This is a genomic window from Sphingomonas chlorellae, from assembly GCF_056485145.1.
In genome coordinates, this window is record NZ_JBQXXM010000005.1 from 173,800 (window position 1) to 198,590 (window position 24,791).

The window sequence follows — 24,791 nt, forward strand, 5'->3', positions numbered from 1 at the left end:
GCGGGCTACCGTAACGCGCGCAATCGCGTTATTATGCGCACGAATAGGCAATAACGCACAGGAGCAAGTCCTATACGTCCTCCCATGTCCCGGCGCCCGATGGCGCCGCAGATGCCGCTCAACGGACCGCGGTTCAACGAATTCATCCAGTCGCCCAAGGTTCGGGTGATTGACGAGAATGGCGACAATCTCGGCGTGATGTACACGCGCGAGGCGATGGAGCAGGCGCGCGAGGTCGGTCTCGACCTGGTCGAGGTGTCGCCCAACGCCGATCCGCCCGTCGCCAAGTTTCTGGACGTCGGCAAGTTCAAGTATGAGGCCCAGAAAAAGGCCAATGCTGCGCGCAAGACGCAACGGACGCAGGAGATCAAGGAGATCAAGATGCGCCCGAACATCGACGACCATGACTATGACGTCAAGATGAAGGCGATCCACAAGTTCATCGGCGAAGGCGACAAGGTCAAGGTCACGCTGCGCTTCCGCGGTCGTGAGCTTTCGCATGGGCAGCTCGGCATGCAGCTTCTTCACCGCGTCCAGCAGGATGCCGCCGAAGTCGCGAAGGTCGAAAGCTATCCGCGCATGGAAGGCCGTCAGATGCTGATGGTGCTCGCGCCCAAATAAGCGCGGCCTTTCCCGACGCATCGGGACTTGCGAACAGGGGCGCTCCGGCGATGGCCGCGGCGCCCCTTTTGCATCAGGCCTTTGCATCCGGGCCTTTTGCATCAGGCCCTTTTGCATGCGGACCTTCGCATCGCGGCCCTGCCCCGCTGCGGCCGCGCGAATCGGGGCGCGGGGCGCGGCAACGCCGCTGCCCCTCCGGCGCCGGTCTGTCGGCGGCGGTCAGTCGGCGTCGGACGCGGGCGGCTCCCACAATTCGATCGGATTGCCCTCGGGATCGTGGATGCGGGCAAAGCGCCCCATTTCCGGCGCATCCCAGTCGGGGTTGGTCGTCACCGCCACGCCGGCGGCGTTGAGCTGCTCGAGCAGGCTGTCGAGGTCGCGCACGCGGAAATTGAGCATCAACGGCTTGTCGGCTGCGAAATAGTCGCTGTCGCGGCGGAACGGCTCGAACACGATCGGCCCCGCGCTTTCGGGAAACCAGGACCAGTCGCTCGATGCGCCTGCGGCATCGGTCCCGCACCCGCCGCCGACGCCCAGCATCTCGCGATACCAGCTCTTCAGCTCGTCGGGGTCGTTCGCGCGAAAGAAGATGCCGCCCAGTCCGGTCACGCCCATCCGTCGTCCCTCCCCGGTTCAGGCCGCCTGGGTCGTCTCCTCCCCGGCCGCTGCCTCCAGCAGGCGTCGTTCGATCGTCCGCAACCGCGACGCGGAAACGATCTTATCACCAATCAGGTCAGTCAGATAGAAAGTATCGACCGCGCGCTCGCCATAGGTGGCGACGTGCGCCGAATGGATCGTCACCTTCGCCTGGAACAGCACATGCGCCAGGTGATAGAGCAGCGCGGGCCGGTCGCGCGCATTGACTTCGACGACGGTGAAGCGGTTCGACGCCTTGCTGTCGATCAGCACATTGGGTTCGATCGGGAACGCATCGGCGCGCAGCCGCGGCAGCGGCCGCGTCTTCAGCCGTTCGGTCAGCTTGGCGCGGTTGGCGAGCGCGTCGGCGATCGCCGCCTTCAGCCGCTCGATCCGGTCGGCCTCGTCGAACGGCCGGCCCAGCGGGTCCTGCACCAGGAAATTGTCGAGCGCCATGCCGTCGCGCGTCGTATGGATGCGCGCGTCGATGATGTTCGCTCCCGCGACATGGATCGCCCCCGCGATGCGATAGAACAGCCCCGGATGGTCGGCGGCATAGACGGTGACGAGCGTGGCGCCGCGCTCCTTGTCGATCGCCGCCTCGATCGTCAGCGGCGCGCCGTCGGCGGCGTCGATCTGGCGTGCGTTGCGTTCGAGCACGTCGACGGGCTCGGCGATCCAATAGGCGTCGGTCAGCCGCTTCTTCAGCGCCTCGATCCGCGCGGGCGTCCAGCCCAGCCGCTCGGCGAGCGCGGCCTGCTTGGCGGCGATGCGCTCGCTGCGTCCCTTCTGCTTGTGGCCCAGCCGCAGCACTTCCTCGGCCGCCTCGTACAGGTCGCCGAGCAGCTGGCGCTTCCATCCGTTCCACACCCCCGGTCCCACCGCGCGGATGTCGACGACGGTCAGCACCAGCAACATGCGCAGCCGCTCGGGGCTCTGCACCTGCTCGGCGAAATCGAGGATCGTCTTGAAATCGGCGAGGTCGCGCTTGAACGCCGTCGCCGCCATCAGCAGGTGGTGGCGCACCAGCCACGCGACCGCCTCGGTCTCGGCGGGGGTCAGTCCGAAGCGCGGGCACAGCCGCTCGGCGACTTCGGCGCCCAGCACCGAATGGTCGCCGCCGCGCCCCTTGGCGATGTCGTGGAGCAGCACCGCGACGTACAGCGCGCGGCGCGACACGATCTGGTGCATGATCTCGGTGGCGACCGGGTGGTCGTCCTTCAGCTCGCGCTTCTCGATCCGGTTGAGCAGCCCGATCGCGCGGATCGAATGCTCGTCCACCGTGTAATGGTGGTACATGTCGAACTGCATCTGCGCGACGACGCGGCCGAAATCGGGAACGAAGCGGCCGAACACCCCCGCCTCGTTCATCCAGCGCAGCACCGTCTCGGGGTCGCGCGGGCTGGTGAGCACGTCGAGGAACAGCGCGTTGGCGCGCGGATCGGTGCGGACGTCGTCGACCAGCTTGGCGTCGCGCGCCGCCGCGCGCATCGTCAGCGGGTGGATCTCCAGCCCGTGCAGGTCGGCAAGCTGGAACAGCTCGATCAGCCGCACCGGATCGTCGCGGAAAAACCCGTCATGCGGCAGCGCGAGCCGCTGGCGGTCGAGCCGGAACCCCTTCAGCTTGCGCGGCCGGCGGAACAGTTGCGGAAAGCCGAAGCGCGATCCGCGCGCGGCGAACTTCTCGTCCAGATGCGCCAGGAACACGCCGGTCAGGTCGCCCACCACCTTCGCCTGAAGGAAGTAGAACTGCATGAACCGCTCGACCTTCGACTTGCCCGGCCGGTCGGCATAGCGCATCCGCTCGGCGATCTCGCGCTGGACGTCGAAGGTCAGCCGGTCCTCGGCACGGCCGGTCAGGATGTGGAGGTGGCACCGCACCGCCCACAGGAAGTTCTCGGCGCGGCGGAACTGGCGATATTCGTCGGCGGTCAGCAGCCCCGCGCCCACCAGCTCGGCGGGCTCGCCGACATGATAGGCATATTTGCCGATCCAGAACAGCGTGTGGAGGTCGCGCAGCCCGCCCTTGCCTTCCTTCACATTGGGCTCGACGACGTAGCGGCTGTCGCCCATCCGCTTGTGGCGCGCGTTGCGCTCCTCCAGCTTCTGGGCGATGAACGCGCGCGCCGTGTCGTGCTGGACCTCCGCCTTGAAGCGCGCGGCGGCCTCGTCGTACAGCCCGGTGTCGCCCCACACATAGCGCGCTTCGATCAGCGCGGTGCGCACCGTCACGTCGGCACGCGCCTCGCGCACCATCTCGTCGAGCGAGCGCGACGAATGGCCGACCTTCAGCCGCATGTCCCACAGCGCATAGAGCATCGATTCGATGACCTGCTCGCACCAGCCCGTGACCTTCCACGGCGTCAGGAAACCGATGTCGATGTCCGAATGCGGCGCCATCTCGCCGCGGCCATAGCCGCCCACCGCGATCAGCGTCATCCGCTCGGCGGCGGTGGGGTTGGGGTTGGGGTGCAGCCGGTCGATCGTGAAGTCCCACAACAGCCGCAGCAGCTGGTCGATCAGGAACGCGCCCGCCGCCGCGGTCTCGATCCCGCGCGACGGATGCTCGGCCAGCCGCCGCGCGATCTCGGCCTGGCCGGCGTCGAGCGCGGCCTTCAGCGTCGCGGTCGCGGCGCGACGCAATGCGGTGGGATCGGTGCCGTCGATCGCGGCCAGGCGATCGGCGATCTCGCGCCGGTTGATGATGGCGCGGCGGTTGGGGACGGAATCGAAGCGACCGGGCATGGTTCCAGCGATACGCGCTGGCGCGCGGGCGCGCCAGCCGGGTTCACCCCGCCCGGCGGCGCTCGCTTTCGGCGACCAGCAGCGCGATCTCGGCGGTGAGCGCGTCGATCTTGGCGTGGAGATGGTCGATCTGCGCCTCGGCGCGCTGGTTGGTCTCGTAATCCAGCCGCGCCTCGAACCGGTCCTTCGCCGCCTGGCGGTTCTGGCTCATCATGATGATCGGCGCCTGCAACGCGGCCAGCATCGACAGCATCAGGTTGAGGAAGATGAAGGGAAAGGGGTCGAAGGCGTGGCGCGCCAGCACCACCGTGTTGATCGCCGCCCAGGCGAGCAGGAACAGCGTGAAGCCGATGATGAACGACCACGAGCCGCCGACCGCGGCGACCCGGTCGGCCAGCCGCTCGCCGAAGCTCAGCCGTTCATCGAAAAGGGTGTTGGGATCGCGGCCCACGCCGCCCAGGCGGCGCAGATCGGCGAAAAAGCGGATCGCTGCATTCATCGTACACCTCGCTGTCGACCGGCCGCTCCGGGCCGGGACGCGAGGCCAACTCCGGCAAGGGGGTCAGCGGCGCGGCGCGGGTGCCCGGAACGGCACGGTCGATCGACTATGGTCGTTGCTGGACATGACCCTCTCGGGGGTTGTGGAAAAAGGGCGCGGGGTTCCGCGTCCGGGGGCGCAAATGGTCGCGCGGGGCGCAAAGGTCAAGCGCCGCTCGCCCGCACGCGATGCAAAAACGGGGCAAAAACGGGACGCCCCCACCCGCGGCGGGCGCGCGGCGGGCGACATGCCCGTCCGCGGCGCGGGGACGATCGGCGGATCAGTCGGGCTTCTTCGCCACGCCCACCAGCGCGGGGCGCAACAGCCGGTCCTTGATCATGTAGCCCGACTGGATTTCCTGGACGACGGTGCCGGGCTCGGCGTCGGCGCTCGGCACTTCCATCATCGCCTGGTGGCGATTGGGGTCGAGCATCTCGCCCAGCGCCGCCAGCTTCGAGATGCCGTGCCGCCCGAACACCGATTCGAGCTCGCGCCCCGTCGCCTCGATTCCGGCGACCAGTCCCTTCAGCTTCTCGTCCTCGCGCAGCTCGGCCGGGATCGCCATCAGCGCGCGGGCAAGATTGTCCGCCACCGACAGCACGTCGCGGGCAAAGGCGGTGGCGGCATAGACGCGCGCGTCCTGCGCCTCCTTCTCGGCGCGGCGACGCACATTCTGCGTCTCGGCCTGGGCATAGAGCACGGCCGCGCGCGCCTCGGCCAGCTGCGCCTCCATCTCGGCCAGCTTGGCCGCCGCATCCGCCTGGGGCGCGGCCTCGGCTTCGGCCGTGGCGGTCTGCGCGTTGTTGTCCAGCTCGGCGCTGCTCGGGGTCTGTTCGTTCGACATCATCTTCCGTTCGTACTTCAGGCTAGTAACCGGGCCAAGGTGGCCGCCGTGAAATCCACCATGGGTACGACGCGCGCATAGTTCAACCGGGTGGGGCCGATCACGCCCACCACGCCCACCACGCGCCCGTCGAGCGCGCGCACCGGCTTGGCGATCACCGACGATCCCGACAACGCGAACAGCTTGTTCTCCGATCCGATGAAGATGCGCGTCGCCTCGCCCTCGCGCGCGCTGTCGAGCAGCCGCGCGATCTCTTCCTTGTCCTCCAGCTCGTCGAGCAACTGGCGCACGCGGTCCAGATCCTCCGCCGCGGTGCCGTCGAGCAGGTGCGCCTGGCCGCGCACGATCAGCACGGGGCGGCGGTTGCCGTCCTCGCTCCACACCGCCAGCCCGCGCTGCACCAGCGTCGCCGCGGCCGAATCGAGCGCGGCGCGATGCGCGTTGAGGTCGCGCTCGATCCGCTCGCGCGCCGCGCTCAGCGTCAGCCCGCCCAGCGTCGCGCTCATGAAATTCGCCGCCTGCTGCAGCACCAGCGGGTCGATCCCGGCGGGCAGCTCGATCACGCGGTTCTCGACCGATCCGTCCACGCCGACCAGCACCGTCAGCGCGCGGTCGCGGCTCAGCGGAACGAAGCTCACCTGGCGCAGCACCGGCTCGGCCTTGGGCACCAGCACCAGCCCGGCGCATGCCGACAGTCCCGAAAGCGTCGCGGTGGTGTTGGCCAGCGCGTCCTCCACCGGCCCGCCCTGCCCCGCGCGCGCCTCGATCGCGGCGCGTTCCTCGGCCGACGGCTCGTTCGCCTGCATCATCCCGTCGACGAACAGGCGCAGCCCGCTGTCGGTCGGCATCCGACCCGCGCTCGTGTGCGGCGCGGCGAGCAGCCCCAGTTCCTCCAGATCCTGCATCACGTTGCGGATCGACGCGGGCGACAGGTTCAGCCCCGAAATCTTCGAGATCGTGCGCGATCCCACGGGCGCGCCGGTGTCCAGATAGGATTCGACGACAATCCGGAACACGTCGCGGGCACGATCGGTCAGCTCATGGATCGGCGGCGTCATCATGCGATGCTATTTAGCGCGCAGCGCCGCCGCCACAACGGGGCCGCCGCAACCGACGGCCGATGATCGCGTCGCCGCGGCGGCGCTCATTGCCCCTCGCCGATCAGCGCCGCGATCGGCAGCAGCGCGGGTGCGCCGGCCAGCGCCTCGGCCATCGCCGCGTTCGCCGCCATGTCGCAACCGCGATAATATTCCAGCCGCTGATCGCCGCCCGCGCCGCCGCTCCAGCGGATCGTCAGGCTCGGCTGGTCGGTGGCCACCTGGCTGCATTCGGGCGATCCGGGCACGATGCGGCGGTCGCCTCTCGCGGGACGATAGGGGGCGAGCGCCTCGGCAAAGGCGCGCACCTGCGCAGGGGTCGCCGCGATCGCGAAACTGCCCGTCTGCGCGGTGTGGCGGATGCCGGTGAACATGCCCGTGCCGTCGGGCTGGATCGTCAGGCGATAGACCGGGCACGCCCCCATGCACGGCCCGGTTTCATAGGTGATGCGCTCGGGCTGCGTCACCCGCACGGGGCCGGGCGCCGGACGTTCGCCGCGCGAACAGCCGCCCACCGCCGCCAGCATCGCCAGCGCGCCTGCCGCTGCCCATTTCCGTCCTGCCGCCTTCGCCTGCACGTCGCTCCCTTCCCGCTTTCCGCCCGTCGCCGGGGCGGCGATACTGGCGCATGGCGGCGCCAGCGTCTACGGGCAGGGCTTAAGGCTTTTCATGGAGATTCCCCAATGCGCCCATCCGGTCGCGCGCCCGACGAAATGCGGGCCATCACCATCACCCCCCATTTCACGCGTCATGCCGAGGGGTCGGTGCTGATCGGCTTCGGCGACACGCGCGTGCTCGTCACCGCCAGCGTCGAGGAACGCGTGCCCCCCTTCCTGCGCGGCAAGGGCGAAGGCTGGGTGACGGCCGAATACGGCATGCTGCCCCGCGCGACGCACACGCGCGGCCAGCGCGAGGCGGCCAAGGGCAAGCAGTCGGGCCGCACGCAGGAGATCCAGCGGCTGATCGGCCGCTCGCTGCGCGCCGTCACCGATCTCAAGAAGCTGGGCGAGCGCCAGATCACGCTCGACTGCGACGTGCTCCAGGCCGACGGCGGCACGCGCACTGCGGCGATCTCGGGCGCCTGGGTGGCGCTGCGCCTGGCGGTCAACAAGCTGATGGCCGAAGGCGCGATCACCGTCGATCCGATCACCACGCAAGTCGCGGCGGTGAGCTGCGGCATCTATCAGGGCACGCCGGTGCTCGACCTCGATTACCCCGAGGATTCGGCCGCCGATGCGGACGCGAACTTCGTGCTGCTCGCCAACGGCAACATCGCCGAGGCGCAGGCCACGGCCGAGGGTGCGACCTATGACGAGGAAGGGCTGCTCCGCCTGCTCCGCCTCGCGCGGATCGGCTGCACGCAGATCTTCGAGGCGCAGCGAAAGGCCGTCGGATGAGCGCCGCCGACGACGCCACGCCGCCCCAGGCGATCCGCAAGCTCGCGCCCGGACGGCTGGTGATCGCCAGCCACAATCCGGGCAAGGTGCGCGAAATCCGCGCGCTGCTCGGCGCCTACGGCATCGAGCCGGTGTCGGCGGCCGATCTCGACCTGCCCGAGCCCGAAGAGACGGGCACCACCTTCGTCGCCAATGCCGAGCTCAAGGCGCTGCAGGCCGCCGATCTGTCGGGGCTGCCCGCGCTCGCCGACGACAGCGGGCTGTGCGTCGATGCGCTCGGCGGCGATCCGGGCATCTTCTCGGCGCGCTGGGCGGGGCCGGACAAGGACTTCGCGCTCGCGATGCGCAAGGTCGAGGACGCGCTCGCCGCGCTGCCGCCGGGTACGCCGCGCACCGCCCACTTCGTCTGCGCGCTCGCGCTCGCCTGGCCCGACGGGCATGTCGAATGGTTCGAAGGGCGCGTCGACGGCACGCTCGTCTGGCCGCCGCGCGGCGATCACGGCTTCGGCTATGATCCCGTGTTCGTGCCGCTCGGCCACGAACAGAGCTTCGGCGAGATGGACCCGGCGGCCAAGCACGCGATGAGCCACCGCGCCGACGCGTTCCGCCAGCTCGTCGCGGCGGTATTCTGAACGCGGCGCCGGTGCGGCCGGGGCCTGCCCCGCCGCACCGGCCCCATGCGCCGCACGGGGCCGGTCGGGGCGCGGCCGGCAATCGGAAATCGACAAAAATGCTGCCGCACGACAACGGCCGCACGACAACCGTGCCGCACGACAACGACGCCGACGCTGCTGCGGGCTGTCCAGTCTGTCGCTTTTCGGATGGGGTCGCGCTCGACGCGGCGTGGTGGACAGGGCTAGATTCGAACTAGCGTAGGGCGAAGCCCGGCAGATTTACAGTCTGCTGCCTTTAACCACTCGGCCACCTGTCCCCAGGTCGCCGCGTCGAGCGGAGGCGGCCCAATGCCTCAGCGATCCGGGGCTGTCAACGCCTTGCGCGCAAGTTTTTGGGCGCATAGCCTCGCCCCCCATACAAACAACGGATTTTCAGGGAGTCTCATGCGCCTTTTCGCCGGCATTGCCGCCGCCGCGCTGCTTTCAGCGCCGCTCGCCGCCCAGACGATCGACTCGACCGCGGTGACGCGCATCCTCGACGAAGGTTTCAACCATTCGGAGGTGATGCAGACTGCCCAGCATCTCAGCGACGTGATCGGCCCGCGCCTCACCAATTCGCCGGGGATGCGCGCGGCCGAGGCGTGGACGCTCCAGCGCTTCCGCCACTACGGGCTCCAGAACGTCCACAAGGAGGGGTTCGATTTCGGCCGCGGCTGGTGGATCGAGCGGTCGAGCGCGCGCATGGTCAGCCCGCGCGCGGTCGCGCTCACCGCGATCCCGATCGCCTGGACGCCCGCGACGCCGGGCCGCGTCAGCGCGCCCGTGATCGTCGCGCCGATCGCCAGCCCCGCCGATTTCGCGCGCTATCGCGGCAAGCTCAACGGCCGCATCGTGATGATCTCGCGCCCCGACGACGGCTCGGAACCGGGCGACGCGCCCTTCCGCCGCTGGTCGGCCGACGATCTCAAGCGCTTCGACAGCTATGAACAGCCGAGCTACGATCCGGGCGCGACCGATCGCCGGATCAAGCGGCTCGACTTCTCGGCCAAGCTCGACGCCTTTCTGAAGGCCGAGGGCGCGGTCGCCTATGCCACCCAGTCGGCGCGCGACGGCAAGCTCGTCCACGGCACCGGCTATCTGTTCGGGGTCGGCGAGACGCAGCAGGTGCCCGGCGTCGAACTCGCCGCCGAGGATTATCGCCGCCTCGCCCGCCTCGCGCGCACCGGCCCCGCGCCGGTGGTCGAGCTCGAAAACGTCGTCCATTTCGAGGATGGCGACACGCGCGCCTACAACATCCTCGCCGATATTCCGGGCAGCGACCGCAGCGGCGCCTATGTCATGGCGGGCGCGCATCTCGACAGCTGGGTCGCGGGCGACGGCGCGGCCGACAACGGCGCCGGCGTCGCGATGGTGATGGAGGCCGCGCGCATCCTTCAGAAGATGGGCGTGCGCCCGCGCCGCACGATCCGCTTCGCGCTGTGGGCGGGCGAGGAACAGGGCCTGCTCGGCTCGATGGCCTATGTCGAACAGCATGTCGCCACGCGCCAGCGCAAGCCGGGCCAGCCGACCACGGGGCTCGCGGGCTTCTATGGCTGGTCGAACCGCTGGCCGATCACGCCGCTGGCCGATCACGGCAAGCTGTCGGCCTATTTCAACCTCGACAACGGCTCGGGGCGCATCCGCGGGATCAACGCCGAACGCAATCCGGGCGTGGTGCCGATCTTCCGCAACTGGCTCGCCCCGTTCGCGTCGATGGGCGCCGATACCGTCGCGATCCGCAGCGTCGGCGGCACCGACCATGTGTTCTTCTCGGCGGTCGGCATCCCGGCGTTCCAGTTCATCCAGGATCCGCTCGATTATGGCAGCCGCATCCACCACACCAGCGCCGACACCTTCGACCATCTGAAGGCCGCCGATCTGCGCCAGGGCGCGGCGATCCTTGCCGCCTTCCTGCTCGAGGCGGCGAATGCCGAAAAGCCGCTGCCGCGCCTGCCGCTGCCCACCGAACCCTCGGCGACCAATCCGTTCGGCGCCGATGCGGGGGATCAGGACTGATGGCCCGCCGCGCCGGACATCGTCCCAGCCAGGCGTCCGCCTCGCGCCCGCGCTTCTACGGCCGTCACGCGGTGCTCGCCGCGCTCGCCAACCCCAACCGCGTGGTGCGCAAGCTGTGGGGCACGCGCGAGGCGCTGTCGGCGCTCGACCTGCCGCCGGTGCTGCCGATCACCTATGCCGAGGCGGCCGATCTCGGCCGGCTCGTTCCGGCCGACGCCCCGCACCAGGGGCTCGTCGCCGAGGTCGACCCGCTCGAGGAGATCTGGCTCGGCGACCTGCTCGAACAGGGCAATGCGCCGGGCGACCGGCGCCCGCTGCTCGTGCTCGACCAGGTCACCGATCCGCACAATGTCGGCGCGGTGCTCCGCTCGGCGGCGGCGTTCGACGCGCTCGGCATCGTCACCCAGGATCGCCACGCGCCGCCCGAATCGGGCGCGCTCGCGCGCTCGGCCTCGGGCACGCTCGAAGTCGTGCCGTGGGTCCGCGTCGTCAATCTCGCCCGCGCGCTCGATGAGATCGCCGAGGCGGGCTATTGGCGGATCGGCCTCACCGGCCATGCCAAGGGCACGCTTGCCGAGGTGATGGGCGATGCCCGCGTCGCGCTCGTGCTCGGTGCCGAGGGCGAGGGGATGCGCCAGAATACCGAGGCGCATTGCGACGAGCTCGCCCGCCTCCCCATCTCGCCGCGTGTCGAAAGCCTCAACGTGTCGAACGCCGCGGCGGTCGCGCTTTACGCCATCGCCACGCGTCCTTAACGTCACGCGAACGGCGCCGTTTCGCATCGCAACGGCGCCGTTCGGCCGGGTCTTGGCGCGCTGCGCCCGCGAACGGAGGAAAATGGTGACGATCGACCTGCGATTGACGCGCCTGCTCGTGGCGCTCGGCCTGTTCCCGCTGCTGCTCGCGGGGTGCCTGTTCCTTCCCGGCAAGTTCGAATCGGCGCTCGTCATCCACGCCGACCGCAGCTTCACCTACAGCTACAAGGGCGAGGTGCTCGCGATCGACGTGTCGGCGCTGATGGGCAAGGCGGTCGCCGCGGGGATCGAGGCGAGCGCCAAGGGCGACAAGAACAAGCCCGGCAAGACCCCCGACCTCGCGCTCACGCCCGATGAAAAGGCGAAACAGGATGCGCAGTTCCGCGAAATCGCGGCACAGGTCGCCAAGGAATCGGGCTATCGTACCGTCGAATATCGCGGCGACGGCGTCTTTTATGTCGACTATTCGATTTCGGGAAAGCTGACGCACAACTTCGTCTTTCCCTATAATCAGGACGCCCAGATGATCTTCCCCTTCCTCGCGATCGAGCTGCGGGGCAAGGATCAACTGCGGGTCAAGGCGCCCGGCTTCGCGCAGCAGGGGGGACGCAGCACGCCCGGCATGTCCGGCATGGGCACGCCCGACACCTCCGCCAGCATCGGCAAGGCGCTCGGGCTTGGCAGCGGCAAGACGATCGACGGCGTGTTCACGCTCACCACCGACGCCGAAATCGTCAGTCAGAACAACGAGGACGGCGCCGTCGCCGGTCCCGCGGGCCGCACGATCCGCTGGCACGTCACGCCGCGCACCACCGACGCACCGATGGCGATGCTCCGCGTCGCGCCGATGTGAACGGCCGGCCGCACCGGGCTTGCCAAGCGGCCGGAGTTCTGATTTTGTTCCACCATGCCCGCCGCTTCCGCCCTGCCCCCGGCGTCCCGCGCCCCGTCCTGCGACGGGGCAGACCGGACCTGTCCGGGGCGGGGGAACGGCGCGGCGCGGCCGCGCCGGTCAGTCCTCGGCGGCGATGGTGACGCGCAGCCCGTCGAGCGCCGGCCCGAACTGAAGCTGGCACGAAAGCCGCGAGGTCGCGTTGCGATCGCCCGAGCTGTCGAGCAGGTCGTCCTCGTCGGCGCTCATCTTGGGCAGCCGGTCGAGATAGGCTTCGTCGACATGGACATGGCACGTCGCGCAGCTGCAGCAACCGCCGCACAGCGCAAGCAGTTCGTCGAAGCCGGCATCGCGGATCACTTCCATGACGCTCAGCCCCGTCTCTCCCTCCACGGTGCGTTCGGTTCCATCGCGAGTGACGACGACGAGCTTGGGCATGTTTTCCTCCGGTTGCGCGGCTCTCCTTGCCGCCGATCCCGTCAATGTTCAAGGATGTCCGAATGGCGCTGACCGCCGACCATCTGCGCCGTGCGCTCGACGCGCTGGCGGCGATCGAACCGGCCTTCGCCGCGGGGATCGCCCGCGCCGGCTATCCCGCCCCGCGCGACCGTCCGCCCGGCTATGCCACGCTGCTGCGCACGATCATCGGGCAACAGGTCAGCGTCGCGGCCGCGCAGTCGATCTGGAACCGGCTCGAAGCCGCGCTGGGCGCGCTCGACGATCCGGCGGCGATCGCCCGCGCCGGGGACGAGGCGCTGCGTGCCGCCGGGCTGTCGCGGCAAAAGGTCGCCTATGCGCGCAGCCTCGCCGACGAGGTGGCGAGCGGCCGGCTCGACCTTGCCGCGCTCCCCGCCGATGACGAGGCGGCGATCGCCGCGCTCACGCGGATCAAGGGGATCGGGCGCTGGTCGGCCGAAATCTACCTGCTCTTTGCCGAAGGGCGGCCCGACGTCTGGCCCGCGGGCGACCTGGCGGTGCAGATCGAGGTGGGGCGGCTGCTCGGCCATGCCGAGCGTCCTTCCGAACGCCAGTTGCGCACGCTGGCCGAGGCGTGGCGCCCGCATCGCGGCGCCGCGGCGATCTTTGCCTGGCATCATTACAAGGTCGACATGGAAGTCATCTGACGGCGGGGATCGGCCCCGCCCGGCACCTGCCCGTTCAGTCCTGCGGACGCGCCCGGTCGGTCAGGCTGACAAGGGCGAGCGCCGCCATGAAAACGAGCATCGCGCCCGCCGTAACAAACAGATAATAATGGCCGATTACCGCAAGCACGGGCCTCTCCTGCCGCTGCGAAACAGCCGCGATCCTGCCCCTGCCCCGACCCGCCGCCTTGATCTCGATCAACGCCCGCCACCCCCGCGCCGGAGAGGATCGGCGCCGACATGCACCGCTTCCTGCCCGACCTCGCCGACCGCTCGGCGCCGCGCTACACCAGCTATCCCACGGCCGCCGAGTTTCACGAGGGCGTCGGTGCCTCCGATCAGGCGCAGGCGCTGCGTTCGGTGACGCCCGACGCGCCGGTCGCGCTGTATCTCCACATCCCCTTCTGCCACGAAATCTGCTGGTATTGCGGGTGCAACACCGGCGCGCTCGGTCGCGGCGACCGGCTCGCCGCCTATCGCGACGCATTGCTGCGCGAGATCGAGACGGTCGGCGCCCAGATGCGCGGGCGCGTCGTCAGCGTCCATCTTGGCGGCGGCAGCCCCAATGTCCTCGCGGCCGAGGATCTGATCGAAATCAGCCGCGCGCTGCGGCTGCGCTTCGACATCGCGCCCGATGCCGACTGGGCGGTGGAGATCGACCCGCGCAGCATGGATGCCGATCGCGCGGTCGCGCTCGCGGCGGCGGGGATCAACCGCGCCAGCCTGGGCGCCCAGACCTTCGCGCCGCACGTCCAGTTGCGCATCGGCCGCATCCAGCCGTTCCGTCAGGTCGCGCGCGTCGCCGGCGCGCTGCGCGCCGCCGGGATCGAACGGATCAGCCTCGACCTGATGTACGGCCTGCCGGCACAGCGGCTCGACGACATCGCCGGCACGATCGCGCACGCGCTGTCGCTGCGCCCCGATCGCATCGCGATGTTCGGCTATGCGCACATGCCGCACCGGATCGCGCGCCAGCGGCGGATCGACCCGCACATCCTCCCCGATGCCAAGGCGCGGTTCTGGCAGAGCGCGCTCGCGCACGACCTGTTCGTCGAGGCGGGTTTCGAACCCGTCGGCTTCGACCATTTCGCGCGCCCCGACGATCCGCTCGCGGTCGCCGCGCGCGACGGCACGCTGCGCCGCAATTTCCAGGGCTTCACCGCCGATCGCGCCGCCACCGTGATCGGGCTCGGCGCCTCGTCGATCAGCCTGTTCGACGGGCTGATCGTCCAGAACGAGAAACATTTCGGCCGCTATCGCATGATGGCGGGCAACGGCATGCTCACCGGCGTGCGCGGCGTCGTGCGCTCGGCGGAGGACCGGATGCGCGGCACGGTGATCGAACGGCTGCTGTGCGACGGTGCGGTCGACGCCGCGGCGGTCGCGGCACAGCATGGCGGCTCGACCGCCGCCTTTGCCGCGGGCCTGCCGCTGCTCCGCCGGCTGGCCGCTGCCCAGCTCCTCACGCTCGACGGCTGGCAGATCCGGCTCACCCCGTCGGGCCGCGCCTATGCGCGAGTCGCGGCCAGCGCGTTCGACGGCTATCGCAACGGCGCGGTGCATCGGTTCAGCCGCGCCGTGTGAAGCGCCTGGATTCGTTCGGTCCGCGCCAAATCGTGCGGATGAATCGCCGTTCGCCGCGCCCGGCATCGCCCCCGCGCATTCCTTGGTAGATTTCCCGATATTCGCTCCGGCACCCGCTCCGTAGCTTTGCGACATCTTCGAACAGGGAGCCGACCCATGAAGAATGTTCTGGTGCTGATCCACGATGACGCCGGGCAGGAAGCGCGACTTCAGGCAGCGCTGGACCTTACCCGCACCCTCAACGGTCATCTGACCTGCCTCGACGTGGCGATCGTGCCCGTGATGGTCGATGACTATGTTCCCAATGGCGGCACCGCGCTGCTGCTGGCGGACGAACGGGCGCGCGAGGGCGAAAACGGCGCCCGCGTCCGCGAACGGCTGGCGCACGAAGACGTCAATTACGACTGGAAGGAAATGATCGGCGATCCGGCCGAGGCGCTGCGCGAACATGCCGGCCTTGCCGACCTGATCGTCATCAACCGTCAGCTCGACGGCATTTCCTATCCCGACATGCGCGGCATTGCCGGCGACCTGCTCCAGCGGACGCAGACGCCCGTGCTCGCGGTGCCCGAGGCGGCGCGCGCCTTCGACGCGACCGGCCGCGCGCTCGTCGCCTGGGACGGGTCGCAGGCGGCGCAGGAAGCGCTTCAGGCGGCGGTGCCGCTGCTCAAGCTCGCGAACAACGTCACGCTCGTCGAGATCCACGACAACAGCCACAAGTCCCCGGCCGAGGACGGCGCGGCCTATCTGTCGCGGCACGGGATCGAGCCGGTGGTGCGCCACATCCCGGCGACGACCGAAAAGACCAGCGACATGCTGCTGGGCGAAATCGCCAATGCCAAGCCCGCCTATGTGGTGATGGGCGGCTATGGCCATGCGCGGGTGATGGAGGCGATCTTCGGCGGGGTCACGCGCCGGCTGCTCACCGAAAGTCCCGTTCCCCTGTTCCTCGCGCGCTGATCGCGCGTTTGCAGGAGCGATGTTGCGTTTGATGGAGTAGATGATGCCCCCGTCCCATCCGGAGTCGATCCGTCACCTGGTGGTGCTGGGGCATCCGTCCGCATCCAGCTTCAACCGGGCGGTCGCGGAAACCTATTGCGCCGCGGTGCGCGATTGCGGCCAGATCCCGATGCTGCGCGACCTTTACGCAATGGGTTTCGACCCGCTGCTCAAGGCCGATGAGCGCGCGGGCGACGATATCGGCACCTCGCCCGACGTCGCCGCCGAGCTCGAGATGCTGCGCGCCGCCGACGCGGTCGTGCTTGTCTATCCGATCTGGTTCGGGCTGCCGCCCGCGATCATCAAGGGCTATGTCGACCGCGTGCTCGGCGCGGGCTTCCGGGCGGGCGCGCTCGCCGCGGGCAAGCCGCATCCGCTGCTGGCGGGCAAGCGGCTGCTGATCCTGTCCTCGTCGGCGACGACGCGGCCCTGGCTCGAGGAACGCGGCCAGTGGCAGGCGCTGCGCCAGGCGTTCGACCGCTATCTGGTCGATGCCTTCCACATGCATTCGAGCAAGAGCCTCCATTTCGACGCGGTCGTCGAAACGATGGAGGAACGCGTCGTCTACGAGCATCTCGAAGAGGTGCGCAACGCCGCCTTCGCGCTGTCGAGCGCGCTGCTCAGCGAGCACCGCGGCGCCGAGGCGCAGGCCGCCGTCCGGCGACGTGGCAGGGAAACGCCCGCAGCACGCGAAAATTAAGGGTTTTCCCGCTCGAACGCGGCGCGCGAAACGGCTAAAGCGGGCGGATGAACGATCGCCGCGCGGTGGATGCCGAAACGCTTGCCCTTTTCGTCGACAGCGCGACCGATCGCGCGCTGTTCCTGCTCGATGAACACGGCAACATCAAAAGCTGGAACCGCGGTGCCGAGCTGCTGATCGGCTGGGGCCGCGACGAGATTCTGGGGCGCGACGGCGCGCTGCTCTATCCCCCGCCCGGCGCCGCGGCCAAGGCCGCCGCCGATCTCGCCCGCGCCGCCAATACCGGCCGCATCCGCGAGGAAACGTGGCGCGTGCGCAAGGACGGGTCCGAATTCCTCGCCGACGTGACGATGACGACGATCCGCTCCGACGAGGGCGTGCTGCGCGGCTACGGCATCGTCCTCTACGACATCACCGATCGCAAGGCCGCCGAGACCTCGATGGAACGCAGCGCGCTCCACCTGCGCTCGATCCTCGCGACAGTCCCCGACGCGATGATCGTCATCGACGAACGCGGCACGATCCTCTCGTTCAGCGCGGCGGCGGAACGGCTGTTCGGCTATGGCGAGCACGAGGTGATCGGCCGCAACGTCAACATCCTCATGCCCTCCCCCGACCATGAGCGGCACGATGCCTATATCGAACGCTATCTCGCCACCGGAAAGCGGCGGATCATCGGCATCGGCCGCATCGTCGTCGGCCGCCGCCGCGACGGCACCGACTTTCCGATGGAATTGTCGGTCGGCGAGGCGAGCACCGAGGGGCATCGCATCTTCACCGGCTTCATCCGCGACCTCACCGAAAAGCAGCGTTCCGAACTGCGGCTCAAGGAGCTCCAGTCCGAACTGATCCACGTCTCGCGCCTGTCGGCGATGGGCACGATGGCGTCGACGCTCGCGCACGAACTCAACCAGCCGCTCACCGCGATCGCCAATTATCTCGAGGCGGGGCGCGACCTGCTCGATGCCGATTCGGACGATCCCGAGGATCGCGCGATGCTGCGCGAGGCGATCGACGAATCGGCCAAGGAGGCGCTGCGTGCGGGCAACATCGTCCGCCGCCTGCGCGATTTCGTGTCGCGCGGCGATGTCGAAAAGCATGTCGAGGTGCTGCCCAAGCTGATCGAGGAGGCCAGCCGCCTCGCGCTCATCGGCGCCAAGGAACGCGGCGTCCGCGCCTTCTTCAACCTCGACCCCGAGGTCACCAACGTGCTGTGCGACCGCGTCCAGATCCAGCAGGTGATCGTCAACCTCGTCCGCAACGCGATCGACGCGATGGAGCATTCGCCGGTGCGCGACGTCACCGTCGCGACCGCCCCCGATGCGCGCGGCATGGTGCGCGTTTCGGTCGCCGATACCGGGCCGGGGATCGAGCCCGCGCTGCGCGCCAAGCTCTTTGAGGCCTTTACCAGCACGAAGGAGCGCGGCATGGGATTGGGTCTCTCGATCTGTCGGACGATCGTGGAATCGCATGGGGGGCGGATCTGGGCAGAACCGCGCGCCGGCGGCGGCACGATCTTCCACTTCACGATCATGGGAGCTGGTACGGAGGAGCCGAATGACGGAAAAGCGGATTATCCACCTCGTTGACGACGAGGAATCGATCCGGCGCTCGGCGGGCTTCATGCTGCGCACCTCGGGCTTCGACGTAAAGGCGTATCCGTCGGGAGTCGATTTCCTCAAGGATGTGAAACAGGCCGATCCCGGCTGCATCCTGCTCGACGTGCGGATGCCGCTGATGGACGGGCTCGAGGTTCAGGCCGAACTCAACGCGCGCGGCGTCGCGATGCCGGTGATCGTGCTCACCGGGCATGGCGACATCAACACCGCCGTCACCGCGATGAAGGCGGGCGCGGTCGATTTCATCGAAAAGCCGTTCGAAAAGGCAACACTGCTCCAGGCGATCGAAACCGCGTTCCAGCGGCTTCAGCATCTCGAGGAGGGCACCTCGTCCGAACAGGAGGCCAAGGTGCGCCTCGCCGCGCTCACCCCGCGCGAGCAGGACGTGCTGCGCGGGCTGGTCCGCGGCCATCCCAACAAGACGATCGCCTATGATCTGGGCATCTCGCCGCGCACGGTCGAGGTGCATCGCGCCAATGTGATGAGCAAGCTCGGCGTGCGCAGCCTGTCGGAGGCGCTGCGCATCGCCTTCGCCGCGGGGCTCGACGGCGGCGAGGCCTGACGCGGCCGGCGGGCCGCCGCCATGGGGGGCCCGGCGTCGCGACGGAATCCGGAGGTTCACGTAACGACGCCGCCCGGTCGATGGGGCAAGACCCGCCGACACAGAGCAGGCACCCCATGCACAATACGTCTTCCGAACCCCGTACTCGCGTCCTCCTGGTCGAGGATGATGATGGCGTGCGGCGCTCGATGCACCTGATGCTGCACGGGCGCGGCTATGAGGTCCGGTCCTATTCGGCGGCCGGGCCGCTCCTTGCCGATCCCACGATCAACGAGGCGAAGTGCCTCATCGCCGACTATCGCCTGCCCGACAGCGACGGGCTGGGCGTGCTGCGCGCGCTGCAACGCAACGGCTGGGAGGGGCGCTCGGTGCTCATCACCGCCTTTCCGTCGTCGACGCTGCGCGAGGCCGCGCAGGCGTGCGGCTATGACGCGATTCTGGAAAAGCCCGTCCGGCAGCACGAACTGCTCGGCGCGCTCGACCATGGGGGGCAAGATTGATGTACCTTCAGCCCGCGATCCGCGAAGGCGGCGGCACCGCACCGGCACGTAACCAGAGCTGTTCCGGCTGTTCGGCCAAGGACCGGGCGATCTGCGCCTCGCTCAGCGATCCGGTGCTCGACACGATGTACCGCATCGGCCGCACCGAATTGCTGCGCCGGGGTGAAACGCTGATCTGGGAAAGCGACGACGCGGTCGTCGTCGGCACCGTGCGCTCGGGGCTGCTCAAGCTCACCGCCTCGCTCGACGACGGGCGCGAACAGATTCTCGGCCTCGCCTTCCCCGGCGATTTCGTCGGCCGGCCCTTTGCCAGCAAGACCGGGCATTGCGTCACCGCGCTCACCGACACGCGGCTGTGCGTGTTCCGCCGCACCGCGTTCGACAATTTCGCGCGCGAGCATGGCGAGATCGAACATGCGCTGCTGTCGCGCACGCTCGACGAACTCGACCGCGCGCGCCGCTGGATGCTGCTGCTCGGCCGCAAAACCGCGTGCGAGCGCGTCGCCAGCCTGCTGCTCGAGATCGAGGAACGCAACGGCTGCGACACCACCGGCCGCGTCGAGCTGCCGCTCACCCGTCAGCAGATGGCCGACCTGCTCGGCCTGACGATCGAAACCGTCAGCCGCAACATGACCAAGCTCAAGACCTCGGGCGTGGTCCACCTGCCCGACGTGCGCAGCTACAAGATCCTCGATCGCGAGGCGCTCGCCCGCATCGCCGGCGGCTGATCCCGCAGCGCGGGCGGCCGATCCCGCGCAGCCGATCCAGCATCGCGGGCGGCCGATCGCTTCGAGGGCGCCCGCCCCGCCCGGCCCGCGCCCGCCCGGCCGTGCCGCCGCCGTTTCCGCGCCGCCCGCGCTTCAGTCGAACCGCACCACCAGCCGTTCGGCAAAGCCGCCATTCTTGCGCAGATGCCCCGCCGACCCCGGCGCGCGGCGCAGGCCGTCGCGCGCGAGCAGCGGCTTGAGCATCCGGTGCAGCGTCGCATGGTTGATGTGGCGCCCGAAGCATTCGTGCAGCCCGTAACCGAAATGGATATAGTCGCTCGCGGGCCGCGCGGCGACGAAACGGCGCGGATCGGCGACGCGGCGCGGGTCCATCATCGCCGAGGCAAAGGCCGCCAGCACCTGCGCACCCTTGGGGATCGCCGTCGCATGGTCGGTCCCTTGCGCGATCACCGTGTCGGCCAGCGCGACGCGCGGCAGCCCGGGCGCCAGCGGGTCGAACCGCATCGCCTCCCACACATGGCCGCGCAGCCGGTCGTCGTCGCCCGCGCGCGCCGCGGCCTGCGCGCCCGCCAGCGCGTCGGGACGGCGCAGCAACTGCTCCAGCGCCTGCGGCACCACCATCGGCGGCTGCGGCGGCCCGCCGACGATGAAACCCATCAGCGCGGTGCGGATCTGCACGTCGCTGTAACCCGGCTGCCCCGCGCGCTGCGCGTCCAGGCAGCGGCCGAGCACGTCGTCGCGCGGCGGCGCGGCGTGGCGCTGCGCGATCGTGGCGTCGAGGTGCGCGCGCAGCGCGGGGGCGATCACGTCGACCTCGCGCCGCAACGCCGGGTCGTCGCCCTGGTCGGCGAACTGGAACTCGAACAGCCGCGTCGCCCATACGCGCAGGTCGCCGTTCGCGGGCGGCGGCACGCCCAGATAATCGGCGAGGAAGTCAAAGGTGACGCGCCGCACCAGCGTGTCGACCACCTCGATCTCGCCGCCGCTCGCCGCGACGATCGCCGCCGCCTGCGCCTCGACCGCGTCGCCCAGCCGGGGCAGGTCGTCGGCGCGCACGACGCGGCGCATCGCGTCGACATCGGCATGATATTGCGGCGTGTCGCCCATCCCCAGGAAGAACGGCTCGCCGCCCATGATGACGGCCAGCTTGGGGGCATAGATCACGCCGAACCGGCGGTCGTCGCCGAACACCTCGCGCACGTCGTCATAGCGCGAGGTAAGCGTCATGCTCCCCAGCCGCATCACCGGCTTCACCCGCCGCAGCACGCTGAAGAACCACGGCATCGCGGCAAAGACCAGCCGCTGGATCGCGCCGCGCAGCCCTGTCGCGCCGGGGCGCAGCACCGCGGTCGATCCCAGGATCGCCGCCGCGTCGTCGGACACGCCCGGCGCCGCGCCGGTGCCCCCCGCCGCTCCAATCCCCGCCTTCACGGTCACAACGCCTCCAGATAGGCGAGCGCCGGCATGCTCGGCAGAAAGAAATACTCGCCGCCGGCCATCTTGATGAACGTGTCGACCTTGATGATCCGGCGCAGCGGCGTCTCGGGGATCGTCATCGTTCCGGCGGGGCCGATCAGCGGATCGGTCTCGTCGTACAGAAAGGCGAAATTGGGGTTGAGCATCCACGTCTGCTGGACGAACTCGAACTGGCGCGTGATGTCGGTGTTCAGACAGATGAACAACAGCCCGCGTTCCTTGCCGTCGTCGACGCGCGGGTCGGCGATGTCGGGGCCGAACTTGCGGCCGCGGCGCAGGATGCGGTGGTTGTTCGCCGCGTCGAGCAGCGTCTGGCGATCGCTCGGCTTGGGGGCCAGCCCGTCGCGCGGGTTGCCGCGGCGGACATGGCTTCCCATCGGACAGCCATGGCCGTGGCGGTCGCGATCGAAAAAGCCGAAATCATTGTCGGGCTGGTCATAGGCGTTGGGCGGCAGCACCCCCGCCGGGCACAGCAGGTTGCCGTCGCGGTCGCGCCCGATCACGCGGCTGGCGATCCAGTCGGCATCGATGGGCTTGCCGCCGACGGGGTCGCTCGCGTTGATCCGCGCCGCGCCCGCGTCCATCGACTTCCAGAACGCGCTGACATCCTGGTGCAGCTCGCGCACCACCATATAACTGCCGTCGAGCCCCAGGTCGCGAAAGCCTTCGCCGCGCGGATGCGCGGGCAGCCCGGCCGCCTGCGCCCTGGGCGTATCGCGCACCACCGGGCCGGGCGCGATCTCGTTATGACCGTTGCGATGGCCCATCAGGATCTCGCCCAGCGGCACGCCGTTCCATGGGTCGTGCGGCGCATCGCTGCCGTCGGGCATCGTCACCACGCCGGGGGCATAGGGCACGGGCTGCGACACGCCGTCGGCAAAGCCGAAATGCTCGCGCGCGATTCCGCGTTCGTCGGGGCGCAGGTCGAGCGGCAGCGACCGCACCGTCCGCACGCCGTGCGGCGTCAGCGCGGCGTCGACCGTGCGGCACCAGGCGTCGGCCTGGTCCTCGTCGGCGGCATAGAGCAGCAGCATCGCGTGCACCGTCAGCGGCGTCGTGATCCGCTGTTCGGACACGTCGGGGCCGTCGTCGGCAAAGGCGTGCGCGGCGGCGTCGCGCGCGGCGGCGTCGAGCGGGGTGTTGCCGCTCCAATGCGGCCCGCCCTCGATCACCGTCGGCAACCAGTCGTCGCCGCGCCGGTCGCCCAGCCGCCGCAGCCGGTCCTCCTGGAACATGCCTTCCTTGAACGGCCGGTCGAAACTCTCCAGCGCGTTGGCGTCGAGGCCCATCTTGCGCAGCCCCTGCCAGGTCAGCCCCAGCGACGAACAGCGCGGGTCGCGGCCGTCGGCGTCGGTCACCGGCGCGACTTCGCGCAGCGCCTTCAGCCAGGCGCCGCCGCCCTCGCGGCGGATGCCGTCCCATTCGAACTGCAGGAACAGCGCGCGGCCGGTGGGCAGCGCGCCGAAGCCGCTCACCACCATGCCCTGCGCCAGCTTGTCGTGCGGCGATGCCAGCCGCCAGCTCGGCGGGCCCTTGCTCGCCGGCGCGTTCGCCGGCGCGCTCACAGGTCGTTGATCCACGTCGCGGCTTCCTTTTCGGAAAGAGCGGTTTTGCGGAGGCCGAGGGCGATGCGATAGTTGCGCTCGACCTGCTCGGTGGTGAGGTCCTTGTACGCCGAATACCAGAATCGGCTGACCGTCATCGAATGGCGCGCCCATTCCTTGAACTGGCGGCCATGGCTGGCGCCGTCATAGATCAGGAAGCGCGCGGGCGGGAAACCGACGCCGCAGCACCAGGCGAGCGTCAGCCCGGCGTGCGCCTTCTCGATGAAGTCGTCGAGATAGCTTTCCCAGGTCTGGTCGAAATTGGAAAAGAACATCAGCCGGCTCTGGTTGTTGACCATCGCCCAGTGCGCGAAATGGATCGTGCGCATCGACCCCAGATAGCCGTCGCGCGCGATGATGCGCAGCAACAGCCCCAGCCCCAGATGCCCCGCGCGGATCAGCACCGCGCGCAGGATGCCGGGCTTGATGAGCACGATCGACCCCATGTGGTTCTGCGGGATCCAGTCCTCGCGCCGCGCCATCTCGCGCAGCATCCGCGGGTCGACGGGCGGGGCGTCCTGCGAACTGTCGTTGCGTTCGAGCACGCGCAGCCAGAACAGCACCGCGACCACCGTGACCGGCACGCTCGCCAGTCCCCAGCCGAGCCAGGCGATCACCTCTTGCCATGCGCGCGCGGCGCCGGTGCCGCGCAACAGCATCGCCGCCGGCGTCGCGATCGCGCCCGCGATCAGCAGGTACAGGCCGATGAACACCAGCACGGGGAGGAGCTGGCCGAACAGGAACCGTGCCAGGCTGAACCGCGTCGGCGTCGCGGTGCCGGGCAAGGCGCCCGCGACGCGGCCCAGCGCAATGCCGAAGCCGAGCAGCAGCACGCCCAGCAGGATCAGGTAACGCTCCCACGGCAGCGCGAGCACGAGCACCAGTCCGGGCAGCGACACCGCGAACAGCGTCGCGACGACGAACGCGATCATGTTGGCCCAGTCGCGCAGGTTGACCGACAGCGGGATGCGCTTGGGCGCGGGCTGGTCGAGCCACGGGAACCGCTCGATCAGCGCCCCGCGCAGCCGCGCGTGGATCGCCGCGGGGGTCAGCCGGCGATAGCCGGGCTCGTCGCTCGCGATCTCGACGCGCGTCGCCAGGAACAGCGCGCGCTCGTTCAGGATGCGGTCGCGGTTCATGCCGCGGTTGCCGTGGTGGAACACCGTCGGCGTCAGCGCCTGCGCCTCCAGATAGGGGGCGACCGGCGCGCGCGATCCGGGGGCCGTCACCGCATCGAACAGCGTGCCCCAGCGGTTGAGCGGGCGCTTGCAGCAGCGCAGATAGGCGCGCAGCTCCTCGCCGATCGCCGCCTCGAGCTGCGCCCAGAACGGGCCGGGCTCGCCGTCGAAATTGGCCTCGATGACGAACAGCGGGTCATAGTCGTAACCCGGAAAGACGCTCAGCGACATGAAGTGCAGCACGGGCACCGATGTCAGGAATTCGGCAAACGGCCCCTCGCCGCCCGCCGGGTCCGTACTTCGTCGATCGCGCAACGCGTCGAGCAGCGCGGACAGATGGTCGTAGCTCTCGGGCTTGACCTCGAGTGCGACCGACAAGGTCGTCTGGCGCATATTTTCCCCCTCGTCGCCCGATCGACCCGGGTGCCCCCGCGGGTACGTCGTGCGATTCGGGTATAATCTTCCACAGGATTTCCAACAATCCCAGCAACGTTTTGCGAACGAC

25 protein-coding genes and 1 tRNA gene are annotated in these 24,791 nt (G+C 69.5%); 14 read left to right on the forward strand and 12 right to left on the reverse strand.

Going from position 1 to position 24,791, the window contains the following annotated elements:
- The first annotated feature begins 84 nt into the window (after positions 1–84).
- A complete protein-coding gene (infC, locus tag ACT3CF_RS14240; protein ID WP_478423828.1) occupies positions 85–621 on the forward strand; it encodes a translation initiation factor IF-3 in 537 nt (178 codons plus the stop codon).
- Positions 622–840: 219 nt separating this feature from the next.
- On the opposite strand, the gene ACT3CF_RS14245 is transcribed toward infC, so the two are convergent.
- The 6 genes from ACT3CF_RS14245 to ACT3CF_RS14270 form a co-directional block, all read right to left on the reverse strand.
- Positions 841–1,236: a VOC family protein gene (locus ACT3CF_RS14245; RefSeq protein ID WP_478423830.1), complete on the reverse strand. Its 396-nt coding sequence runs from the start codon at positions 1,234–1,236 to the stop codon at positions 841–843.
- An 18-nt stretch (positions 1,237–1,254) separates the two neighbouring features.
- Positions 1,255–4,002, reverse strand: a complete 2,748-nt coding sequence (locus tag ACT3CF_RS14250) for a [protein-PII] uridylyltransferase (protein ID WP_478423832.1) — start codon at positions 4,000–4,002, stop codon at positions 1,255–1,257.
- A 43-nt stretch (positions 4,003–4,045) separates the two neighbouring features.
- Positions 4,046–4,501, reverse strand: coding sequence for a DUF1003 domain-containing protein (locus tag ACT3CF_RS14255; RefSeq protein ID WP_478423834.1), 456 nt, complete (start codon positions 4,499–4,501; stop codon positions 4,046–4,048).
- A gap of 319 nt (positions 4,502–4,820) precedes the next feature.
- Positions 4,821–5,387, reverse strand: a complete 567-nt coding sequence (gene grpE, locus ACT3CF_RS14260; RefSeq protein ID WP_478423836.1) for a nucleotide exchange factor GrpE — start codon at positions 5,385–5,387, stop codon at positions 4,821–4,823.
- A 14-nt stretch (positions 5,388–5,401) separates the two neighbouring features.
- Complete coding sequence (gene hrcA / locus ACT3CF_RS14265) at positions 5,402–6,445, reverse strand: heat-inducible transcriptional repressor HrcA (protein ID WP_478423838.1); 1,044 nt, start codon at positions 6,443–6,445, stop codon at positions 5,402–5,404.
- Between the two features lie 83 nt (positions 6,446–6,528).
- Positions 6,529–7,059, reverse strand: coding sequence for a DUF6438 domain-containing protein (locus ACT3CF_RS14270; protein WP_478423840.1), 531 nt, complete (start codon positions 7,057–7,059; stop codon positions 6,529–6,531).
- Positions 7,060–7,164: 105 nt separating this feature from the next.
- Here ACT3CF_RS14270 and rph point away from each other — a divergent pair, with 105 nt between their 5' ends.
- Together rph and rdgB are read left to right on the forward strand one after the other, a co-directional pair.
- On the forward strand, positions 7,165–7,878 hold the full coding sequence (gene rph, locus ACT3CF_RS14275) for a ribonuclease PH (protein ID WP_478423842.1): 714 nt from the start codon (positions 7,165–7,167) through the stop codon (positions 7,876–7,878).
- Positions 7,875–8,510, forward strand: a complete 636-nt coding sequence (gene rdgB, locus ACT3CF_RS14280) for an RdgB/HAM1 family non-canonical purine NTP pyrophosphatase (protein WP_478423844.1) — start codon at positions 7,875–7,877, stop codon at positions 8,508–8,510. Before rph ends, rdgB begins: the two co-directional genes overlap by 4 nt.
- Positions 8,511–8,722: 212 nt before the next feature.
- On the opposite strand, the gene ACT3CF_RS14285 is transcribed toward rdgB, so the two are convergent.
- A tRNA-Tyr gene (locus ACT3CF_RS14285) sits at positions 8,723–8,809 on the reverse strand.
- 127 nt (positions 8,810–8,936) lie between these two features.
- Here ACT3CF_RS14285 and ACT3CF_RS14290 point away from each other — a divergent pair.
- The 3 genes from ACT3CF_RS14290 (at position 8,937) to ACT3CF_RS14300 (ending at position 12,155) form a co-directional block, all read left to right on the forward strand.
- The gene (locus tag ACT3CF_RS14290) at positions 8,937–10,547 is read left to right on the forward strand and encodes a M20/M25/M40 family metallo-hydrolase (RefSeq protein WP_478423846.1); all 1,611 of its coding nucleotides are present in this window, start codon (positions 8,937–8,939) and stop codon (positions 10,545–10,547) included.
- Positions 10,547–11,302, forward strand: a complete 756-nt coding sequence (gene rlmB, locus ACT3CF_RS14295; RefSeq protein WP_478423848.1) for a 23S rRNA (guanosine(2251)-2'-O)-methyltransferase RlmB — start codon at positions 10,547–10,549, stop codon at positions 11,300–11,302. Before ACT3CF_RS14290 ends, rlmB begins: the two co-directional genes overlap by 1 nt.
- 82 nt (positions 11,303–11,384) lie before the next feature.
- Positions 11,385–12,155, forward strand: a complete 771-nt coding sequence (locus ACT3CF_RS14300; RefSeq protein WP_478423850.1) for a hypothetical protein — start codon at positions 11,385–11,387, stop codon at positions 12,153–12,155.
- 159 nt (positions 12,156–12,314) lie between these two features.
- On the opposite strand, the gene ACT3CF_RS14305 is transcribed toward ACT3CF_RS14300, so the two are convergent.
- Positions 12,315–12,632, reverse strand: a complete 318-nt coding sequence (locus ACT3CF_RS14305; protein WP_478423852.1) for a 2Fe-2S iron-sulfur cluster-binding protein — start codon at positions 12,630–12,632, stop codon at positions 12,315–12,317.
- A 62-nt stretch (positions 12,633–12,694) separates the two neighbouring features.
- Between ACT3CF_RS14305 and ACT3CF_RS14310 the strand changes: the two genes are divergently transcribed.
- Positions 12,695–13,318, forward strand: a complete 624-nt coding sequence (locus ACT3CF_RS14310) for a DNA-3-methyladenine glycosylase family protein (protein ID WP_478423854.1) — start codon at positions 12,695–12,697, stop codon at positions 13,316–13,318.
- Positions 13,319–13,352: 34 nt separating this feature from the next.
- Here ACT3CF_RS14310 and ACT3CF_RS14315 read toward each other — a convergent pair whose 3' ends face one another.
- Positions 13,353–13,538, reverse strand: a complete 186-nt coding sequence (locus tag ACT3CF_RS14315) for a hypothetical protein (RefSeq protein WP_478423856.1) — start codon at positions 13,536–13,538, stop codon at positions 13,353–13,355.
- A 38-nt stretch (positions 13,539–13,576) separates the two neighbouring features.
- Here ACT3CF_RS14315 and hemN point away from each other — a divergent pair, with 38 nt between their 5' ends.
- The 7 genes from hemN to ACT3CF_RS14350 all read left to right on the forward strand — a co-directional run bounded on the left by hemN (position 13,577) and on the right by ACT3CF_RS14350 (position 20,028).
- Positions 13,577–14,920 carry an oxygen-independent coproporphyrinogen III oxidase gene (gene hemN, locus ACT3CF_RS14320; protein WP_478423858.1) on the forward strand — a complete coding sequence of 448 codons (1,344 nt, stop codon included), beginning with the start codon at positions 13,577–13,579 and terminating at the stop codon, positions 14,918–14,920.
- Between the two features lie 156 nt (positions 14,921–15,076).
- A complete protein-coding gene (locus ACT3CF_RS14325; RefSeq protein WP_478423860.1) occupies positions 15,077–15,880 on the forward strand; it encodes a universal stress protein in 804 nt (267 codons plus the stop codon).
- 43 nt (positions 15,881–15,923) lie between these two features.
- Positions 15,924–16,619: an NAD(P)H-dependent oxidoreductase gene (locus tag ACT3CF_RS14330; protein ID WP_478423862.1), complete on the forward strand. Its 696-nt coding sequence runs from the start codon at positions 15,924–15,926 to the stop codon at positions 16,617–16,619.
- Between the two features lie 47 nt (positions 16,620–16,666).
- Complete coding sequence (locus ACT3CF_RS14335) at positions 16,667–18,208, forward strand: PAS domain S-box protein (RefSeq protein WP_478423864.1); 1,542 nt, start codon at positions 16,667–16,669, stop codon at positions 18,206–18,208.
- The gene (locus tag ACT3CF_RS14340; protein ID WP_478423866.1) at positions 18,177–18,800 is read left to right on the forward strand and encodes a response regulator transcription factor; all 624 of its coding nucleotides are present in this window, start codon (positions 18,177–18,179) and stop codon (positions 18,798–18,800) included. The genes ACT3CF_RS14335 and ACT3CF_RS14340 overlap by 32 nt, the downstream gene beginning before the upstream one ends.
- 116 nt (positions 18,801–18,916) lie before the next feature.
- Complete coding sequence (locus ACT3CF_RS14345) at positions 18,917–19,300, forward strand: response regulator (RefSeq protein WP_478423868.1); 384 nt, start codon at positions 18,917–18,919, stop codon at positions 19,298–19,300.
- The gene (locus tag ACT3CF_RS14350; protein ID WP_478423870.1) at positions 19,300–20,028 is read left to right on the forward strand and encodes a Crp/Fnr family transcriptional regulator; all 729 of its coding nucleotides are present in this window, start codon (positions 19,300–19,302) and stop codon (positions 20,026–20,028) included. The genes ACT3CF_RS14345 and ACT3CF_RS14350 overlap by 1 nt, the downstream gene beginning before the upstream one ends.
- Before the next feature lie 132 nt (positions 20,029–20,160).
- Here the strand turns inward: ACT3CF_RS14350 and ACT3CF_RS14355 are convergent, their stop codons facing one another.
- Genes ACT3CF_RS14355 through ACT3CF_RS14365 form a run of 3 tightly spaced genes read right to left on the reverse strand, consistent with a single transcriptional unit; the run spans position 20,161 to position 24,679 of the window.
- Positions 20,161–21,465 carry a cytochrome P450 gene (locus tag ACT3CF_RS14355; protein ID WP_478423872.1) on the reverse strand — a complete coding sequence of 435 codons (1,305 nt, stop codon included), beginning with the start codon at positions 21,463–21,465 and terminating at the stop codon, positions 20,161–20,163.
- Entirely contained in the window at positions 21,462–23,084 is a 1,623-nt protein-coding gene (locus tag ACT3CF_RS14360) for a Dyp-type peroxidase (RefSeq protein ID WP_478423874.1), read from the reverse strand. Before ACT3CF_RS14360 ends, ACT3CF_RS14355 begins: the two co-directional genes overlap by 4 nt.
- Positions 23,066–24,679: a hypothetical protein gene (locus ACT3CF_RS14365; protein WP_478423876.1), complete on the reverse strand. Its 1,614-nt coding sequence runs from the start codon at positions 24,677–24,679 to the stop codon at positions 23,066–23,068. The genes ACT3CF_RS14360 and ACT3CF_RS14365 overlap by 19 nt, the downstream gene beginning before the upstream one ends.
- Positions 24,680–24,791: the final 112 nt, after the last annotated feature.

What these genes read in the sequence shown, in the direction of transcription:
- infC (WP_478423828.1), top strand. Translation starts at nt 85, where the DNA reads ATGTCCCGGCGCCCGATGGCGCCGCAGATGCCGCTCAACGGACCGCGG.
- ACT3CF_RS14245 (WP_478423830.1), bottom strand. Translation starts at nt 1,236, where the DNA reads ATGGGCGTGACCGGACTGGGCGGCATCTTCTTTCGCGCGAACGACCCC.
- ACT3CF_RS14250 (WP_478423832.1), bottom strand. Translation starts at nt 4,002, where the DNA reads ATGCCCGGTCGCTTCGATTCCGTCCCCAACCGCCGCGCCATCATCAAC.
- ACT3CF_RS14255 (WP_478423834.1), bottom strand. Translation starts at nt 4,501, where the DNA reads ATGAATGCAGCGATCCGCTTTTTCGCCGATCTGCGCCGCCTGGGCGGC.
- grpE (WP_478423836.1), bottom strand. Translation starts at nt 5,387, where the DNA reads ATGATGTCGAACGAACAGACCCCGAGCAGCGCCGAGCTGGACAACAAC.
- hrcA (WP_478423838.1), bottom strand. Translation starts at nt 6,445, where the DNA reads ATGATGACGCCGCCGATCCATGAGCTGACCGATCGTGCCCGCGACGTG.
- rph (WP_478423842.1), top strand. Translation starts at nt 7,165, where the DNA reads ATGCGCCCATCCGGTCGCGCGCCCGACGAAATGCGGGCCATCACCATC.
- rdgB (WP_478423844.1), top strand. Translation starts at nt 7,875, where the DNA reads ATGAGCGCCGCCGACGACGCCACGCCGCCCCAGGCGATCCGCAAGCTC.
- ACT3CF_RS14290 (WP_478423846.1), top strand. Translation starts at nt 8,937, where the DNA reads ATGCGCCTTTTCGCCGGCATTGCCGCCGCCGCGCTGCTTTCAGCGCCG.
- rlmB (WP_478423848.1), top strand. Translation starts at nt 10,547, where the DNA reads ATGGCCCGCCGCGCCGGACATCGTCCCAGCCAGGCGTCCGCCTCGCGC.
- ACT3CF_RS14300 (WP_478423850.1), top strand. Translation starts at nt 11,385, where the DNA reads ATGGTGACGATCGACCTGCGATTGACGCGCCTGCTCGTGGCGCTCGGC.
- ACT3CF_RS14305 (WP_478423852.1), bottom strand. Translation starts at nt 12,632, where the DNA reads ATGCCCAAGCTCGTCGTCGTCACTCGCGATGGAACCGAACGCACCGTG.
- ACT3CF_RS14310 (WP_478423854.1), top strand. Translation starts at nt 12,695, where the DNA reads ATGGCGCTGACCGCCGACCATCTGCGCCGTGCGCTCGACGCGCTGGCG.
- hemN (WP_478423858.1), top strand. Translation starts at nt 13,577, where the DNA reads ATGCACCGCTTCCTGCCCGACCTCGCCGACCGCTCGGCGCCGCGCTAC.
- ACT3CF_RS14325 (WP_478423860.1), top strand. Translation starts at nt 15,077, where the DNA reads ATGAAGAATGTTCTGGTGCTGATCCACGATGACGCCGGGCAGGAAGCG.
- ACT3CF_RS14330 (WP_478423862.1), top strand. Translation starts at nt 15,924, where the DNA reads ATGCCCCCGTCCCATCCGGAGTCGATCCGTCACCTGGTGGTGCTGGGG.
- ACT3CF_RS14335 (WP_478423864.1), top strand. Translation starts at nt 16,667, where the DNA reads ATGAACGATCGCCGCGCGGTGGATGCCGAAACGCTTGCCCTTTTCGTC.
- ACT3CF_RS14340 (WP_478423866.1), top strand. Translation starts at nt 18,177, where the DNA reads ATGACGGAAAAGCGGATTATCCACCTCGTTGACGACGAGGAATCGATC.
- ACT3CF_RS14345 (WP_478423868.1), top strand. Translation starts at nt 18,917, where the DNA reads ATGCACAATACGTCTTCCGAACCCCGTACTCGCGTCCTCCTGGTCGAG.
- ACT3CF_RS14350 (WP_478423870.1), top strand. Translation starts at nt 19,300, where the DNA reads ATGTACCTTCAGCCCGCGATCCGCGAAGGCGGCGGCACCGCACCGGCA.
- ACT3CF_RS14365 (WP_478423876.1), bottom strand. Translation starts at nt 24,679, where the DNA reads ATGCGCCAGACGACCTTGTCGGTCGCACTCGAGGTCAAGCCCGAGAGC.